Genomic DNA, 18,811 nt, shown 5'->3' on the forward strand with positions numbered 1-18,811 from the left:
AAATACGACAGAAAGCGCCAGTTTCTTACCTTGTCCTACTTGGCTCCCACTATCCCAAGCTCGCTGAAGAACGCCATAAGACTTTCTTTCCTAGCTAGTATTATAGCAGATTTTCTAGCTAGTGTAAACCAAAAATGAGTCTGAAAACAAAGTTCCAGACTCATTTATTAGTAAAGCTTCAGAAACTCCTGTTTAAGGATGTCTTTTCGCTTTTGGTTTTTTGCAATGTAAATTTCTCTTGGCTTGTTTCAAGGCTGTAATGGCATCTTTGACATCTTCTTGGCTCGCTCCTGGATCTTTAAGGAGTTCCTGTGCCTCTTTAAAAGTTAAAAGATAAGCTGCTTTTTCTTTCTTGTCAGCATAGATAAATCTCGCGTTCTTTTCTTGGAAAAGGCGTTCATCTTTGACCAGTTTCTTTAGACTAGAGAAGTCTGTAGCCTTGCCATTCAGTTTACTTTTAGCTGTTGCTAGGGCAATGAGAGATTGGTCAATTTGATCCTGTTTGACTTTAGGATCTACAGCTAGTAAGGCAATTTCTTGGAAGGCACGATCATAAGCTCGACGTACTTTTTCCTTGGCATTCGCATATCGTCCAGTTTTAGTCGTTGCATAGTAAGCTTTCATAGCTTCTTTCAAGGCTGTAACGTTCGAATCTTTTCCATCCAAAGCTTTACCAGCAGCTTCAAGACTAGCGAGAACGCCATCAATCAATTCTTGTTTCAACTTGCTTGACAAGGCTGACTGCGCAACTTGGAAAGCTTGGTCATAAGTTTTTCTCTTATCTGCACTACTATTAAAGTAGCGAGACGTTTCTACCAGTTCTTTTTGTTGATTTACCGCAGCAAGCAAGGCCAACTTAGACACAATAGATAGACGCAAAGCATTATTTCGACCTGGCTTCACGAGCAAGGAAACGAGATCTTCAAGGAGTTCATATCCAGTTGGCAAGGTGACTTGTACAGTATAACGACCTGTAGCAACTTTCTTACCAAAGGCGTATTGACCGTATTTTTCAGCAGGAAGAGTGATACTTGTCCCATCTTCTCCTTTCAGAACCACTGTAGTCGTCTTTGGAACTACTTGATTGAAGGAAACAGACACAGGTGCATATTCTAGGAGATCTGCTAGGAAGGTAATGGTTTGGAAACTATTTTCTTCCGTCAAGTCAAACTCTTGGGACAAGGCACTGATAAATTTCAATTCTGTTCGGTCATAACTGAAAATTTCTGCCGTATAATGACCAAACTGTAAGAAATGAATCGCTTTTGTCTTGTCAACATCAACATATTGCCCCTTGCTATTTTTGATTCGATAGACGTAGAGGGTATCAATATCCTGGTTTGTTTTTGCATCCTTCAAGGCAATTTTCACTCGCCCACTATTTTGATCGCGGACAAGTTCAGCAAGTGAGATATAGTCTACATTTCCTGCATAATCCTCTACAAGATAGTAAATATTAGCCTTGTCAACATCCTTAGGAAGTGTATAACTACCATCAGCATTGGCTTTGATCAGATGGGTGTTTTCAAGCGCACGAGTTCCAGACTGGTCTTTCCCAGTTAGAACCATGGTCCCTTTCTGGTCAAATGGTGTGATATAGAAGACTTTTTCTGAAAGGATACCACCTTGACCGACATCTTTTGGTTTTCGAGCTACGAATTCTTGGTTTCCATCTTTAAAGCGAATATAACCACTTGTGATGACAGGTTTTTGAGTATCAATTTGAATCTTAAAGGTCGTATATTGTTCTTTGGCTCCTGGAACATCTGGTGTGTAACTAATAACATAGTCATATAAACCATCTGCAACAGTATTCCCATCAAAATCCTGGCCTCTCCAAGCAGTATTATCTAGAATATAACTCTTCAGATTTCTACTGTCTCCATCAAAATAATTCTTACGAAGATCCTTTGCATCGCCCTCCCAAATAGGATGTTCATGCTTGGTATCCGTAGCCGCATAAACTGTAGCCCGAAGATTTACAAGATTTCTCAAAGCAACCGTTTTGTATTCAACCAGGTCTTTGTTTCCATCATCGTTTGGAGAAATAGCAATACGGACATTCCCTTTTTCGTCCAACTGAAGAACATGCTTACCTTCAGCATTTTGTTCGATTCCAAGAACGGTAATTCGTCGTCCTTGGCGTTGACCTTGAGAAACTAGAAGGTCATTTTGCAAAGTTGCGAGATAGGTGGCATCATTAGAGTAGTTAACGGCAGGATTTCCCTTGTCTACTTCTGTGTAAAATCCATTCTTCCCTTCTCGAACAAGGTTGTAAATTGGTTTTTCGACAGCGGGGAGATTTTGGAACTCTCCTCGGAAGCCCATAAATGCGAGACTCACAATATCCCCATCATCTGCTGGATCTACAAAGCGAACAAACCCTTCAAGGAAATAGCCATTTGGCATTTGTTTGCTGAGTTCAGCAGCAAATTTTCGAGCATCCACTTTAACAGTGACTGTTTGACTGCTGTGGGCTTTGACCGTCACTTCAGACCAGACTGTCTCCGTTAGTTTTCGAGGTCGAAGGGTGAATTTTCCATCTTGGACTTCGTCTGTATTGGTATTCACTACCATCTTGAGAGTACGGTCAGTATCTGAAATATTGTGTACAGTGACCTTGAAAGTAAATTGATCTCCAACATTTCCTAAAGTCACACTTGGATAACCATTTTCACCCGTTACATAGAGGTCGGTTGAAACTGCAGCAGCTGTATCCACAATACCAGAACCTTGCTGACGAGGAGAGGTATAAGTGCCTGTATCCTTATTAACATGTGGTTTTGCAGTTGACATGATTAAGGCCTTGACAGTCTCTGATACTTGCTCAGGAGTCAATTCTGGATGGTGTTTTTGAAGGTATTCCTTAACCAAAACTGCAACACCCGTAACGTGAGGAGCCGCCATACTGGTGCCGCTGATACTACCATAGGTATTGTCATTAAAGGATGAATAGATATTGCCGCCAGGAGCTGTCACGTCTGGTTTCAATTGTCCATCGGTAGTCACTCCCCAACTTGAAAAGTCAGATAGCTGATTGGCTACATCAGAAGGACGATTATCCATCTTGTCATTAAAAACAATCTTGTAGTTCCCAGATTTTAAGGCTTCACCATACTGTTTAGAAATAAATACAGAAGGAATTTTCTTTGCTTCATCATCAATAGCCATATTGATGTTTGCGCCCTCTACATTATTGTAGATCAAAGCACCAACTGCACCGTGTTTTCGTGCATTTTTGATCTTCTCTGAAAAGTTCATGGCTCCACGCTGAATGAGGGCAAGTTTCCCAGTTAAATCCAACTTCGCAAAGTCTTCTTCACGACCTAAGCCTGCTTCGACGTATTCGTACTCTTTTCCTTTTTCAAAGTCCTTATCTGCTTCAGGTTGATTATAATCAAATTTTCCGTTATGAAGACCGGCATTTCCCTCTAGACCTTTGACTTCAAAAACCGGCGTTGTCAATGTTTTGTTGTTAACAGAAGCAACTGAAATTGAGTCTTCAACAGTGGATGGATTTCCAACCAAGCCATAGTCTGGGTTTTCGGCTAGTGGTTTTGAATAACCATTTCCGAATGTATTGCTATTTCCTGCTGAGATAAGAACAGACACTCCCTTGGCACGAGCCCGTTTGATGGCATCCACAATATCAGAACCAGCATCCACCATAGAACCTGTGCTAGATCCCAAACTCATATTAATGGCATCTGCTCCCAAGGCAACTGCGTCATCAATCGCCTTTACATAAAGGGCCGAACTGGTCGTTTTTTGGCGGTCTGAAAAGACACGCATAAACATGACTTGGGCTTCTGGCGCAACACCATAGACCTTTTCACCATTTGGTGCCTCTTTATCAGGGTTTCCAGCTGCAATCCCTGTTACGTGCATCCCATGAGAAGTTCTTTCTGCTTCTTTGATCTTATCTGTTCCGTCAAAGTAATCGTAGGCATAGACAACCTTATCGCTATACCATTTACCGTAATCGATTCCAGCGGCCTTTTTAGCTGCTTCGATGGCTTCCTTGTTTTTAAATTTTGCTTTTGACGGATCCGAAATTCGAAGTACCTCATGATTCAAATCAAGCCCAGAGTCAATAATGGCAACAACGGTCCCCGTCCCCTTGTAACCAGCCTTCCAAGTTTTCGGTACTGTGATGATATCATTACTTGAAAGACTATTGGGTTTTGCAGACTCAGCTTTTTCTTGTTCTTTTTCAGTAGTTGCTATTTCTCCAGTAGTTTTAGGAGCTGTCGTTGCTTGAGCGTCTTTGTTCTCTATGTTAGAAGCCTTCTCAGTAGCAGGCGCTGTACTGGTATCGACTGTTGTTTCTTTTTGAACGACACCTTGATTTTCTTCTTTTGCAACTGCGCTATCTTTTCCTGATTCTTGGGCTTCAGCAGTTTTATCAACCGGAGCTTCTACCTTAGCATCTTGTTTACTAGCATCCTCTTTAGAAGTTTCAGCTTCTTGTTTCTCTCCAACTACTGGTGCAATCCCATTAGTATTGGTTTGGTCAGTCGCAGAGTTTGAGTGTTTATCGTCTTTTAGCTCTGTCTTAATTTCCTGAGTTTGAGCTTGATTTTCACCTGTACTCTGCTCATTAGCACTGACTTGACTTGCTCCAAAAACCAATGCAGTTCCCAATAAAACTGAAGCAAGACCAAATTTGTATTTCCGTAATGAAAAACGTTGTCGTCTATTCATAAATAATCTCCTTTTTCTTTAAAGTATACCTATTATAACGCAAATAATCATAAATTTTCATAAAAATCTGAATTGTCACAAAAATGTAATATTTACGTATATATTTTGCTTATTTAATTTTATCATTCGTGTTATTTGCTCCATCAAACCAAAGTTTTTTAAATTCGTTCCTATATTTCAATCCATAAAATTATTTTATTATACAAACAATTTAGATTTTTTATACACAAAAAGACTAGGATTTAAAATTCCTAGTCTTTGTTATTTTGGTATAAATAGATTTCACAAACTAAAAATCCATCTCATCCACACGAGGTGCGCCCGAAGTCACTAAAATTGTCTTTAAGACTTCTCGATCGTCTTTGCTGAGTTCAATTCCAAAACAATCAAGATTGCTCTGGATGCGAGAGGCTGTCACTGACTTAGGTAGGGGTAAAAATCCTTCTGCCAAACTCCAAGCCAAGGCAATTTGAGCCACTGATTTCCCATGCTTAGCAGCAATTTCTTGGACTTCTTTCTGTTCAAACAACTCTCCTTGGCCAAAAGGTCCCCATGCCTCTAGAAGAATGCTTTTCTCTCTACAGTAGTCAACCACTTCCTCTTGATAAACTCCTGGTGCCAAGCGCACCTGATTGACCGCTGGGATGATTCTTGCTGTCTCAAGTAAGGCATCCAAATGATGGGGAAGGAAATTACTAACGCCGATAGCACGGATTTTGCCTTCTTGGTAAAGATCCTCCATCGCTCTCCAGACATCGGCATTGCGAGTTTTCCATGCCTCATTTTCTCTTAGTGGTTTTGGATTTGGCCAATGGATAAGGTACAAATCTAGATAATCCAATCCCAGTTTTTCCATTGATTCTTCAAATGCTTGGCGAGCTTCATCATAGCTGTGATTGGTATTCCAGAGTTTGGTCGTTACAAAAATTTCTTGTCTTGGAATACCGCTATCTCGAATAGCACGACCAACACTTTCCTCATTTTTATAGATAGCTGCAGTATCGATATGACGATAACCAGCCTTTAAGGCTTCTAAAACGGCTTGGTAGGCTACTTCTCCATTTTCAGCTTTCCATGTTCCAAATCCTAGTACAGGAATTGAAACTCCATTATTAAGGGTGTATGATTTCATCGTTTTTCCTTTCTATGTGAAGAAAATCTAAAGAAACAAAATCCTGATTATCAGAACACTTGCCCCTTTAGATTTTAACAATTATTGATCACGATCGTAATAGATCTCGTGAGCTTTTAAGCGAGAATTGAGCAATTCAGGAACGGTCACAAATGTATACCCTTCACCCTTTAAATACTCAATAACACTTGGTAGAGAATTAACTGAAGGACCATGGATATCATGCATGAGGATGATAGAACCATTGCGAACCTGACGTTGAATCTCTGTCAAAATGGCTGTCTCATTTTTACTCTTCCAGTCCAAACTATCCACATCCCACATGATGAAGCTTAAATCAAGGCCATTTCGAATATCATCAGTGATGGCACCATAAGGTGGGCGCATCAGTTTAGAGCTCGATCCTAAAACTTGAGTTAACAAATCTTCTGTATCAGTGATTTGTTTTTTAGCATCTTCGAGCGAAAGTTGTGAAAGAACGGGGTGACTCCAGCTGTGGTTTCCTACAACATGACCCTCTGATTTCATTCGTTTTAGAAGATTTTCATTACCTGCAATGTTTTTACCAAGTACAAAGAAGGTTGCTTTTACACCATATTTAGCTAAAGTATCCAAAGCCTGCGTGGTTGTAGTTGGATTTGGACCATCGTCAAAGGTCAAGGCTACAACTTTTTTATTTTTCTTAGCAAAGTATGCTTGGTAAAGTTCAGCATCCTTTTCTAATAGATAAGAAGACTCAATGACATCAAAGAAACTGGATATGGGCAAAGCAATTTCCTCAACAGTCTCTCCAGCATTAGCAGGATAAAGGATGATTTGACTATCCTTATAATCAAAGCTCCATGATGCCAATTCTTGGTCTGTGAAGCTCTTTATAACTTGATCAATTTTTGCCTGGTCAAGTTTCTTATCTTCTAGAGTTGATTTGATTTGAGTCAGTAAGAGTTCCTTAGCCTTGCTTGCATCTTTGAAGAGTTTACTGAGGTCAAAATCTTTCCCATCTTCGGTCAAGAAAATTTTCCCTAAGGAAGTCTTTTCTTTTTCTTCAACCTTTGATGCAGACAAATCGTAGACTTGCTTGCTGATATTACGAGCAACAACTCCCTTTAAGACAGGATCCAACTGCTCGGTATAATAAAAGACCAAGTCCTCTTTATCTTCCAGCTTTTCTTTAATATCCTGGTTGATTTTTTCTCTAACAGACGCAATGACTTCCTCTCCTTGAAGAGGGTAGTAGGCAATCACCTCAGCTTGACCTTTTCGGAAATGGTCCTTCTGACTACCTGAGTTGAATTGCTGGTCCTTTTCGCTTTTTAGCGCTTCAATTTTTTGTTCGTAAGATTGCTTTTGTAGTAGCTTATAACCAATAGCACTCCCTAATAGAATCGTAGCAATTCCAAAGATTCCAACAAGGGAAAGCAATAGCCTTCTCGTTTTATCGTGAGAAACACGTTTCGCTCTATTTTTTTTCATATTTCCATCATATCAAATCGAGGCTATTATTTCAATGATAAACAGGGATTCTGTCTTTTTTTAGGAAAATAAAAAAGCTTAGAAATCTTCTAAGCTTCTATTTTTAAAAACGAATCGCTTCACGTGTTTTCTCATATGAAGTTACAAAACGGTTTGTAACCCCTGGTTCAGCAACTTCCAAGGCTTGTGAAATTTTTTCAAATGATGCCTGATAGTCAAACTCTTTTTCAAAAATTTCAAGCGCTTCGTTGAATGCCTCTTGGATACGCTCATCGAATGAACGGTAACGGTTTGAGTATTGCAAGAGTTGCTCCGTCAAGGTTGCATATTGAACGATATCATAGGTTTCTGTTTCAAGTGCTTCCATATCATTTGTTGCAATTTCAAGAATTCGTTTAACCGATTCAATATTCACTTGTGGTTGTTCTAACTCTGCCATCAGATCTTCTGTGTTATGACTTGCAGTAAAGAAAAGTTTCAAGAAACTTTGAGGAATACCTGGCAAGTTTCTCTTCTCCATGTAACGTTTGATAGTATGCAAACGGTTCACATAGACATTTGCTTTTTGGCGAGCATTGAGGTCGTCTTTTTCAATTTGCGCAAGTCGTTCGCTAACAGAGATTTGCTCATCCTCTATATCCTTGAGGTTGCTTTGAAGCATTTCCAACTGTTCTTCAAGAGCAGAGTAGGCTTGTGTTGACTCACCTTGATCCTCTGTCACTTCCATGATTGCCGTATCAAGTGCAGCCAATTCTGCTTGAAGACGACGAACATGATTACCATCACTTTCAGGAAGAAGGTAGGTTTTAGTCAAGCGTTCAAGGTCTTGAACAAGCACCTGATTATTTTCTTTCAAGTGGTTGAGATAAGTTGGTAATGTAACAAGAAGACTTTCAACTACTTTTTGAGCTGCAATTTCACGAGTGAAGATATCATAAAGTGCGTTGATTTCTTCTTGGATGCGATTATTTTCATACTCTGCATTGTCCAATTCCAACTGACGAATATTTTCTTGATTATTTTTCAAAGACTCATGCAAAAGTTGGAAACGGGATTCAATATCTGTTTCTGTAAAGTGGTAGTTGGCATCCAACAGCTTGCGATAACCTTCTTCCAAATCTGCCAATTGTTCTGGCAGTTCCTTTGTCAAGGTTTCAACAAGAGCTGGAATTCGCTCAACGATGTGTGTCAAAGCGAGAATATGATTTTCAGTTGAATCAAGAATTGCTGCCGCTTCAACTGGGTCACCTGATGAATTTAGGGTAACAAATTGAGAGAATTCCGATTGGATGTTTTCCAATTGTTTCTCAATCTCAGGAAGGGCCTTCCCATATTTCTCCGAATCTTCTGCAACGGTATGTTGAAGGGATTCAAACAAGTCCAAAGCATGAAGGACACGGCCACTATTCTTAGATTCTTGTTTTTCAAGTTCAGAAAGGGCATTGCGAATAGCTGCAATATCTTCTTCAATCAAGCCAATTTGGCTTTCAATTTGATCAATCTTGTGAGCAGCTTTGAAAAAACGGAAAGAATTATTGTAGCTTTCAGCTTCAAAGAGGTGATTTTCAATATCAGCAAATGAGTTCAGAGATAAATCAACCCATTTTTGATTCCATTCACGGAAGGTCACCTGACTTTGACCAATCAAGTGCATGTTTTTAACGGCTTCAACCTCATCATTTACAGGAAGGTTGTAGAGTTCTTCTTTTCTTTCTTCAAGGGCCGTTAATCTGCTTACATTACGCTTACGTAAAAAGATGGCTATTACATAAGCTAAGATCAGAATGACTGCAATCGCAACCATTAGATAAATTAGTTGTCCATTAGACATATCAAACTCCTTTTATACTAGAAACAATCGTAATGATTATATCATATTTTTTAAACCAAGGGAACTATTTCCCACATTTTTTAGACGTCAAGTGTACTGTAAACAGCGTTTTCTTCGATAAATTCGCGACGAGGTTCTACTCGATCCCCCATCAACATATCAAAAATCTTATCTGCTTCGGCAGCATCATCTACCGAAACACGCGCCATCAAGCGATGTTCTGGATCCATGGTTGTTTCCCACAATTGGTGGTCATCCATTTCTCCTAAACCTTTATAACGTTGGATGGTTGGTTTTGAACGCCCTTCACTGTGACGTGCTAAGGCTTCTTGGAGTTTAATTTCTTGATCCGCACCTGGCTGGATGTATTCTTTAATCTCACTTCCAACTTTTACTCCGTAAATTGGAGGTTGGGCAATGTAGACATATCCAGCTTCTAGAATTGGTTTCATATAGCGGTAAATCAGAGTCAGTAAGAGGGTTCGAATGTGTGCTCCATCAACATCGGCATCGGTCATCAAAACGAGTTTTTGGTAACGAGCCTTAGTGACATCAAATTCTGCCCCAAAGCCTGTTCCCATGGCTGTGAAAAGGCTCCGAATTTCTTCGTTGGCAAGAATTTTATCCATGCTGGCTTTTTCAACGTTCAAAATCTTACCACGAATTGGCAAGATAGCTTGGAATTCACGGTTACGACCAGATTTAGCTGATCCACCAGCTGAGTCTCCCTCAACGATAAAGAGTTCGGTTTCAGCAGGGTTATTTGAAGAACAGTCTGCTAATTTCCCAGGAAGATTGGAAATTTCCAAGCCAGATTTCTTGCGAGTGACTTCACGCGCACGCTTAGCAGCTACACGAGCCTTGGCAGCCAAAATCCCTTTTTCCACGATGCGCTTGGCAATCTGCGGATTCTCCATGAGGAAATCAGAAAAGGCATCGCTAAAGAGGCGGTTGGTAATCTTAACCACTTCGCTATTTCCCAGTTTGGTCTTGGTTTGTCCTTCAAACTGCGGATTTGGGTGCTTGACTGAGATAACAGCAGTCAAACCTTCACGAACATCTTCCCCTGTCAGGTTGTCTTCATTGTCTTTTAGCAGTTTATTCTTGCGGGCATAATCGTTGATAACACGCGTCAGTGCTGTACGGAAACCTTGCTCATGCGTACCACCTTCATGGGTGTGAATGTTATTGGCGAAACTCATGACGTTTTCGTGGTAACCGGTTGTGTACTGCATGGCTACTTCAACTGTGATATCATCCATTTCACCATCTGTATAGATTGGTTTGTCAAAGATAACATCCTTATTTTCGTTGATATACTCAACGTAGCTAGCAATCCCACCTTCATAGTGATAATGCTTGGTTTGTTCGAGACCTTCACGCTTGTCTGTAATTGAAATTCGAAGTCCTCGGTTCAAAAAGGCTAATTCTTGAATACGTTTGTTTAATTTTTCAAAGTCAAAAGTTGTTGTTTCTGTAAAAATCTCTGGATCTGGTGTGAAGTGAACTGTTGTTCCAGTTTTATCCGTATCTCCAACCACCTCAAGATCAGCAACTACATGACCACGACGGTATTCTTGGTAATGAATTTTGCCGTTTTTGTGAACATGGACATCTAGTTGTGTTGAAAGAGCGTTTACTACTGATGAACCTACACCGTGCAATCCACCTGAGACCTTGTATCCGCCACCGCCGAATTTTCCTCCAGCATGAAGGACTGTAAAGACGGTCTCAACAGCAGGACGTCCTGTCTTTTCCTGAATATCAACAGGAATTCCACGCCCATCATCCACAACGGTGATGGAATTATCAGGCTCTATAAAGACTTGGATGTGACTGGCAAATCCAGCTAAGGCTTCGTCAATTGAGTTATCAACGATTTCCCATACTAGATGGTGAAGACCTTCTTTTGAAGTCGATCCAATATACATACCTGGACGCATACGAACAGCTTCAAGTCCCTCTAAAACTTGAATTTGACTGGCATCATAATCCTGTGCCTGTTGATTTTTGATTTCTTCTGTCATTTTTTCCCTTTTCTTACATGTCTATTGCTTGTCTCAATGTCGCAACGTTATTAAAAAGATAGGCATCTAAGCCAGCAGCTTTACCTGCTTCTATATCAATATTTCTGTCACCAATGACCAAACCAGATGTAATATGATATTTATCACGTAAATAAATCATGGACTCAGGATCTGGTTTTCGTTTAAAGCCAGAACTAGCAGTCACCACCTCGGTGAAGTAGTTGGCTATCTGGGTCTTGGCAAGAAGTTCTAGCACTTGGTCATTTCGATGAGAAACCAAGAAATGACGACCACCCTTGTCCGAAATGTCTTTGAGTAATTCTGGAATTCCCTCAAACAAAACTGGATGTTCTAGCTCACGCGCTTCATTTTCTTTGTAGTTCTCTAAAAAATCCTCGATATCTGGTGCAAACTTCTCGATGGCAAAAGCTGTCGAAACCTTCAAGGCTTCGTAGACACGGTCGTGTTCTTGCTCTATTCCATATTGGGCTAAGGTTTCTACAAAGGCTGCAGTAGAAGTCTCATAATTATCCAATAGGGTACCACCTAAATCCCATATATAGTCGTGATATTTCATACCCTTCATTATACCATTTTTTTATGAAAAAAGCGATGATTTCCTAGATTTTTCGGCTCTATAATTTCTATATAGAGTAAAACACTATTGCATCGATGGAGCCTTTTTGTGAAGAATAGCTCCTCTATGAATAATCAAGCAAAATCTTTCCTATCTCAAATGTACAAATTAAAAAATAGAAACTACTAACAACCGCGTCATTGTTCGCAAACGAAACGCTTTTGGATTTCAAAACTTTAAAAATAGAATCCTCATTGCTTTGAATGCCACAATAGAGTGCAGAAAAAGATTATTCCAATATGGAATCTCTTGTTAATTCATTTCAGTTTCCAATGATTCCATCTTTCTTTTCAATTGTCATTTATTCTCCAAACAGGCAAAAAACGATAACATCCTTTTAAGGTGTTATCGTTTTTGTATATCATCAGATAAAGTTTGATTTTTGTTGAGCTACATTCGATTAGTTTCTTCCGAAGTTTTGACCTCTACCATCGCGGTCAAAATACATCCAACTTCCATCTTCAAGTTGAATCCATTTGCTTCGAGCCATATCCCCTGAATTGGCATCGAAATATCGACTAACTCCATTCACATCAACAACTTTTCCTTTGACTTGCTTGCCGTCTTTCGTGAAATAGAGAGTCTGTTGACCAACCTGCTGCAAGCCTGTCACTGCTTTTCCAGTTTGATCAAAATAGTACCACTCATTTGGGGAACCTTCGACAAACTTGTCGGTTGCCATCTCTCCTGAGTTAGCATCAAAATAACGGATACTCTTATCTGAAAGTGTCACGATTTTACCCTTGACTTGCTTGCCATCTTGGTCGAAGTAAAGTGTTTGTTTGCCAATCTTTTGAAGGCCTGTCACTGCTTTTCCAGTTTGGTCAAAGTAATACCATTCGTTCTTGGCACCTTCTGCAAACTTGCCGACTGCCATTTCTCCTGAGTTGGCATCAAAGTAACGGATGGATTTATCAGCCAAAGTTACTACTTTACCCTTGACTTGCTTACCATCTTGGTCAAAGTAAAGTGTTTGTTTGCCAATCTTTTGAAGACCTGTCACTGCTTTACCAGTTTTGTCTAAGTAATACCATTCGTTCTTGGCACCTTCAGCAAACTTGCCGACCGCCATTTCTCCTGAGTTGGCATCAAAGTAACGGATACTCTTATCTGAAAGTGTCACGATTTTACCCTTGACTTGCTTGCCATCTTGGTCAAAGTAAAGTGTTTGTTGACCAATCTTTTGAAGACCTGTCACTGCAACTCCATCTGCTCCGAAATAGTACCAATCACTTGGGTTATCACCTTGAGCAAAACGATTGATAACAGCATTTCCTGAATCCTTGTCAAAGTAACGAAGTTTGCCATCTTTAGCACTCACAATCTTGCCCTTAACCTGATAGCCGTTTTCATCAAAGAATTGCTGTCCATCTCCTATCTTGACAAGACCTCGAGCCATAACGCCCTTGGCATCAAAGTAACGCCAGTTTTGACCATCAGTAGTGTAGTAACGGTTGAGAACTTGGGCACCAGTTTGATCATAGTAGTACTGATTACCATTTTCATCTTCACGGATAGAATCACGAAGTTGAATACCATTCTTCAAGAAATAAACGTGCTTGCCATCAATTTCATGAGCACCTGTTACAAGATAGCCTCGTTTATCGAAGTAATACCAATTTCCATTTTCATCTTGGATAAAGGAATTTTTAGCTTGATAACCACTAGTTGAATAGAACTTAGTACCATTGGCATCACTAACAAATCCTGTGTAAGCATTCTTATTAACTAATTGCTTAGGCAATACTATCTCGCCATTTCTGTTAGTGAGATAGTCGTTGCTAGCCCAGTCTTTAAGAACATAGTAAGCACCACGACCTAAGATATTGGTACCATTGAAGTACTTAGCCGACCACTTGGTAATCTTCTCATCTGTTGTCATCTTTTGACCATTGGAAATCTGTACTCGTTCAAAGATCTCTGGATATTTAGCTTTAAGCTCATCCAAGTAAGCTCCACCGTATTTACCTTGGAAATCAGTCCCATTGGTCTTACTATTAGCTACATAGAGTTTTTCCTTGATTTCTGAACCTTCACGGTAGGTTCCATAGTTATTGACACGTGTTGCTGTTACCACTTCCTTGCCTGGTAGGTTATAGATTTGGTCTGGTACCCAGTCCGCGATGGCTTGGATATTGACACTGTGAAGAGCACGGAGAGCATTGAGCAAATCTTTTAAAGAACCATATTTATTGTTCTTGCTCATCGCCATATCGTAGCGGTCTTCAAAGGCATAACCATTCTGAATGATAGAATCTAAGAAAGTACCGTCTTGGCTAGATACATACTGAGGTGGTAGCTCAAATGAAGTTACTCCCCATTCCTTGAAGAGGTTGACATTTTTAGCAATGACTTTATTGGTATATTGGTCATCGCGGGTTGCAAAGTCTTGGAAGTTAGAGAAGCCTTCGTAAATCAACTGAGAATCAAGAGCTGCGCTAGATTCATAAACTTGACCACTAGCGTTTTTCTTCTTGCTTGCTGTTGTACGAGCATCCTGATCTGCCTTAGCGCCAACTGGTACCCAAACAGCCAGATATCCAGAAACCTGTACATTGCTGTAGCCTGCAATATCATTCATATCAAAGGTCAAAATACCATTAGCATCTGTCTTCTTCCAGAGCGATTGCGGCACTTCTTCGTCAGTTAGATAGCGGGAAATACCATCTTTGGTCGTCAAAAGCACAGGGCGATAGTATTGATTCTTGTGGGCTGCTCCCATATTGACTTGCAGTTTATCCCATACATTTAACTTGAGGTTAGGGTTGTTTGAAGCAATAACAGCCATCCCTTGAGTACGAGTTTCTGCTGTTCCTTCATCTGTTGCTTCATTGGCACCAGTACCGTAGCGCACAGAAGTCAAAATACCATTGTAAGACCATTTATCAGCCTCACGAGGGACACCCATATATGTGACTTTCATGTCTTGTCCACCTGCTACATACTTAATACGAGCACGCAACAAGGCATCGATAGCGTCGTGGTAAGGAGATTTTTTCTCCATGTATTGACCATCATCGGTATAGAGATCACCATAGTAGACCCGAGTGATAGAGTCTTTATTGGAGAGCATGAGAGCATGAGCAGTTGGGATGTTGAACTGCGTATACTTCTTGTCTGCCTTGCGCATATCTTCGTTGTAGATCTTGAAGGCTTGCTTGAGTTCATCCATAGTAAAGGTCAAACCATCCGTATTTGGATTGATATTTTCCCGGATGATGTCGGCAATAACGGTTTGTACTTCACTGTCATGAGCCCGCACAAAGATATAGTTAGCCATTCGTTCGCCATTTTTCTTTTCAGAAGAACGGTCATTTAGACTATTTGTAATCGTTGGCTCTACTCCGCTACGGATAGATAGATTACGCATGAATGAATAAAGCAAGGACAAGCGTAGCTTGTTGTCAATTGCTAGTTGAGCACCTTTAGTATCTTTGTTGTAGTCAGGATCGTTATCAGACCAAGCTTCCAAGATAGACAAATGCTTGATAGCTTCTTCTTCACTTTCTCCTACCTTGTAGCGAGACTTGAAGTAGTCAGATGCGATTTGGAGCAAGTCTGCGTTGACATTGTCCACCGCATCGACACGAACTCCATCAAAATTAGCAGTCGGATCATTGGCTACGATGCTTCCAAAGTTCATCATAAAATGCAACCAGTTGAGTTGTTCGGCTTGAACAGCTGGATTAGAGTTGTCAAAGTCGTTAGCGAGCAAGAACTCATAACCACCGTTTGACTTGTCAATAAAGTACTTAGGTGTCCCTGTTTGACTAGTAGGGGTACGGTTAAGCAGACGGAACTTAGAGTCAGCATGAGAGCTCTTCTCATTATTAGTATAAAGCAAAGCTCCACCCTGCAAGTGGTCCTTTTTAGTACCAGTTGTTTCAGACTCTGACTTGATATTCCAGTTTGGCTGGGTTTTGACAAAGGCACCCATCAGCGTTCTCAACCATTTGGTATCGCCTTCTTTACCAATTTTTTCCTCAATTTTGCGCTGAACCTGCTGAGAAGCACCTGTCAGGAGAGCTTGTTCCACTTTGTTTTCAAAAGCACCTGCTCCCAGACCTTGCTGATTCATATAGTTGAGGTAATTAATCTGAGTACGTTTATCAGGCCACCAAGCCATCAAAAGAGGACGTAAGTCTGTTTCTGTCGATGCCGTCCATGTTTTTCCATCTTTTAAGATGAACTTTGGACGATACCAGCTATCTGCTGTCAAATAACCGTCTACAGTTTCAATATCCTTGTCAGTCGTACCATAGAAAGCATTCTTTTGGGAGAATTCATTATTGAGACTGCTGGTTCCTTGTTGGAACTGATATTCGTTTGAATCAACTAAGGCACCAGTTTCTGCATCAAAATAAAGTATTCTCCCATTAAGTTCAACTGCAAAATTCTTTTTAACTGTACCATCGTCCTGAACATAGTAATTTTTACCATCAATGGTCTTGATGTGAGATAGGACATTATCATCGTGGTCAGCATTTACAGGTGCAGGTTGAGCCTGATCTGCCACCATTCTTTCAGCTACTGCTCCTTGTTTTTGAGTAGGTTCAGGCAAGCGATCTTTCTTTGCAACCTTTGGATTTGCAACAATCTTGTCTTCAACAGCCGATTTTTCTCGTTTGTCGCCTTCTTGGTCTTGGGCAGTTGTTGGCCCTGCTTGTTTATTCTGCTCTGCTACTTCTGTTTTAGGAGTTTCTGTGATTGCATTAGCAGCTTTAACTTCTTCAGCAACAGCAGCCTTTTCTGTAGATGCTTCTTTCGTATCTGCTGGTTTAGCAGGCTCTTGAGCATTGGTTTGAACTGTTGCTTCCGTATTTTCTGCTGGTTTAGCAGGTTTTTCACTAGCAGCAACATCGCCTGTCACCTTGTCTGCAGGGGTTGCTTTTTCTGCTTCTTTCTCAGAAGCTACGTTAGCTTGGGCTGGAGTTTGCTGACCCAGACCACTAGTCTGAACTGTAGCAGGTTCTTGAACTACAACCTGCTTTACATCATCCGCATGGACAACGCCTGGTTCTAGACCAAGTACCTTTGGTGCTACAATAAGGGCCAAGGTAGTCAAAGCAATGGCTACCCAGTTTTTCTTAACTTTATGCATCTTATAATGAATCTTTTTCTCCATCATAAAGCCTCCTTCTGAATTTAGTATAAAGTTATGCCCTTATTCTAGTATATTTTTCAAAATGATCATTTTTTGTTGCACATCTACAACTATAAAAGGCAAATTCTTTCAAACTGTTCTTTAAGCTTTTGGGCAACACCAAAGGAATCTAAAAATTCAAAAAAAGATAGGCATTGCTCGATGTCACTGAGAGCATTAGTATTCCCAACCTTGTAGGCATACAGAGCCCTATGATACTTAATCAGCGTTCGATCATATAGATCTGTTTCAGGAATTTTAGAGTGATCGAGATAATTGAGAAACCTCATAGCAACTAGCAGATGGTTTCCTTCTATACAGACGCTAATGACATTAAGTAGCATCTTGATAATACGGCGGCGATTTTCAGGTAGGTTGTTATAAAACTGGGTACGATTGATCATCTCACTAGCGAAGGTTTCCAGCGTTTCCAAGGTCATCAAATCAACACTGTTTGTAAAGAGCCAGAGTTCATAACGCCCCCACTCCTCAACAGAAAAGAGATGATCCGTCAGAAATTCTATATCCTTCTTGCTAATCTGAAAATCTGGGCAACAGGAAGACAGAAGAGCTCTGACAATGATCGTATTGAGTTTATAGTTTTTCTTCTCAGGAAACTGTTCGGTCAAAGCTTCTGAGCTAGACAAAATATTCTGGAGCTTGACAACATTGTTTTCCTGATATGCATCAGCTACTTTTTTTGAGAACAGCACATCATCTGAATCAATGTAATTATGGTAAACATACTGAAACTCCTCTAGGGAAACAGCCATATTTTTTAAACAACAATAAAAAGAATCAAGTGTGATCCCATTGACTCCCCGTTCAAAACGGGATAGCTGAGCCACGGAAATATCACCAGCAGCCACCTCTTTCAGGGACATTTTTTTTGATTCTCTAATGACTTTGAATATTTTTCCGAAAGTTTCCAACATATCACTCCCCCAGTTTCGTATATGCAAAAAATTCTTACTAATTTTAATATACTAGTAACACGTTTCAATTATATTACAGAGAAAGTACTTTATATTTCAAATTAATACAAGCAGATTAATTCGCATGATAAAGCATTTTAATATAGCATTTATTGAATATTATATCTTTTTCATGAAACTATTGATTTCAGTAACAATCTGAAGTATTCTATCTAACAACTTGAAAACACTAACATTTCTAGAGATAGATTTCCTTCTTATGTTAAACGAATCTTGGTTGATTTATAAAAGATTGATATACAAGCACAGGACAATCATATGAAACATTTTTTAGAAATGGAGTAAATAAAAAAACGAGAGCCGAACTCTCGTCTTACTGTTGATTTCCAAAGACATCCCGATAGAGCATGCCGTCTCGTAAACTTTCAGCATCTCCTCCCAATTGCTCTACCAATTCATAGGCAAAGGCAAGTGCGGTTGACGGTCCTCGGCTAGTTGTTAGATTACCATCTACAACCACTGTTTGTTTTTGATAAATTCCGTCAGTAATTTGCTCCTGAACTCCGTCATAACAAGTAAAGTGCTTGTCTTTCAGGACACCTGCTTGATGGAGAGCGATTGGAGCTGCACAGATAGCTGCAATTTTCTTTCCAGCTTGATCAAAGGCTTTAATCTCAGAAATGAGGGCTGGATTATCCCGTAGGTGAGCTGATCCTGGCATGCCACCTGGAAGAACTACCAAGTCATAGTCAGACAAATCACCATCAAAGATACGGTCGGCTGTTACCCGAATGTCATGTGATCCCGTCACCTGCTCCTCAAATCCTACCATATCACAGGAAATGTTTGCTCGACGCAAGACATCGATTACTGTCAAGGCTTCGATTTCTTCAAAGCCATTTGCTAAGATAACTGCAACTTTTGCCATA

The 18,811-nt window shown here is 40.1% G+C and carries 9 protein-coding genes; all 9 read right to left on the minus strand.

What is annotated here, in order from left to right; all coding sequences use genetic code 11:
- Window positions 1–192: 192 nt before the first annotated feature.
- A complete protein-coding gene (locus tag HMPREF1115_RS10320; RefSeq protein WP_001081922.1) occupies window positions 193–4,704 on the minus strand; it encodes a S8 family serine peptidase in 4,512 nt (1,503 codons plus the stop codon).
- 289 nt (window positions 4,705–4,993) lie between these two features.
- Window positions 4,994–5,836: an aldo/keto reductase gene (locus HMPREF1115_RS10325; RefSeq protein WP_000844567.1), complete on the minus strand. Its 843-nt coding sequence runs from the start codon at window positions 5,834–5,836 to the stop codon at window positions 4,994–4,996.
- Window positions 5,837–5,917: 81 nt separating this feature from the next.
- On the minus strand, window positions 5,918–7,309 hold the full coding sequence (pgdA, locus tag HMPREF1115_RS10330) for a peptidoglycan-N-acetylglucosamine deacetylase PgdA (RefSeq protein WP_025171017.1): 1,392 nt from the start codon (window positions 7,307–7,309) through the stop codon (window positions 5,918–5,920).
- Between the two features lie 103 nt (window positions 7,310–7,412).
- The gene (ezrA, locus tag HMPREF1115_RS10335; RefSeq protein ID WP_000064798.1) at window positions 7,413–9,140 is read right to left on the minus strand and encodes a septation ring formation regulator EzrA; all 1,728 of its coding nucleotides are present in this window, start codon (window positions 9,138–9,140) and stop codon (window positions 7,413–7,415) included.
- Between the two features lie 80 nt (window positions 9,141–9,220).
- Window positions 9,221–11,167, minus strand: coding sequence for a DNA topoisomerase (ATP-hydrolyzing) subunit B (gyrB, locus tag HMPREF1115_RS10340; protein WP_000134073.1), 1,947 nt, complete (start codon window positions 11,165–11,167; stop codon window positions 9,221–9,223).
- 13 nt (window positions 11,168–11,180) lie between these two features.
- Window positions 11,181–11,744 (minus strand): HAD-IA family hydrolase, encoded by a 564-nt coding sequence (locus tag HMPREF1115_RS10345; protein ID WP_025171018.1) that lies wholly within the window; start codon window positions 11,742–11,744, stop codon window positions 11,181–11,183.
- 460 nt (window positions 11,745–12,204) lie between these two features.
- Entirely contained in the window at window positions 12,205–16,932 is a 4,728-nt protein-coding gene (locus HMPREF1115_RS10350; protein WP_000970254.1) for a glycoside hydrolase family 70 protein, read from the minus strand.
- 86 nt (window positions 16,933–17,018) lie between these two features.
- Entirely contained in the window at window positions 17,019–17,882 is an 864-nt protein-coding gene (locus tag HMPREF1115_RS10355; protein ID WP_000894363.1) for a helix-turn-helix domain-containing protein, read from the minus strand.
- Between the two features lie 373 nt (window positions 17,883–18,255).
- Window positions 18,256–18,810, minus strand: coding sequence for a DJ-1 family glyoxalase III (locus HMPREF1115_RS10360; RefSeq protein ID WP_001140918.1), 555 nt, complete (start codon window positions 18,808–18,810; stop codon window positions 18,256–18,258).
- Window position 18,811 lies beyond the last annotated feature (1 nt).

Source organism: Streptococcus oralis SK610, from assembly GCF_000257455.1.
GTDB classification, from domain to species: domain Bacteria; phylum Bacillota; class Bacilli; order Lactobacillales; family Streptococcaceae; genus Streptococcus; species Streptococcus oralis_CB.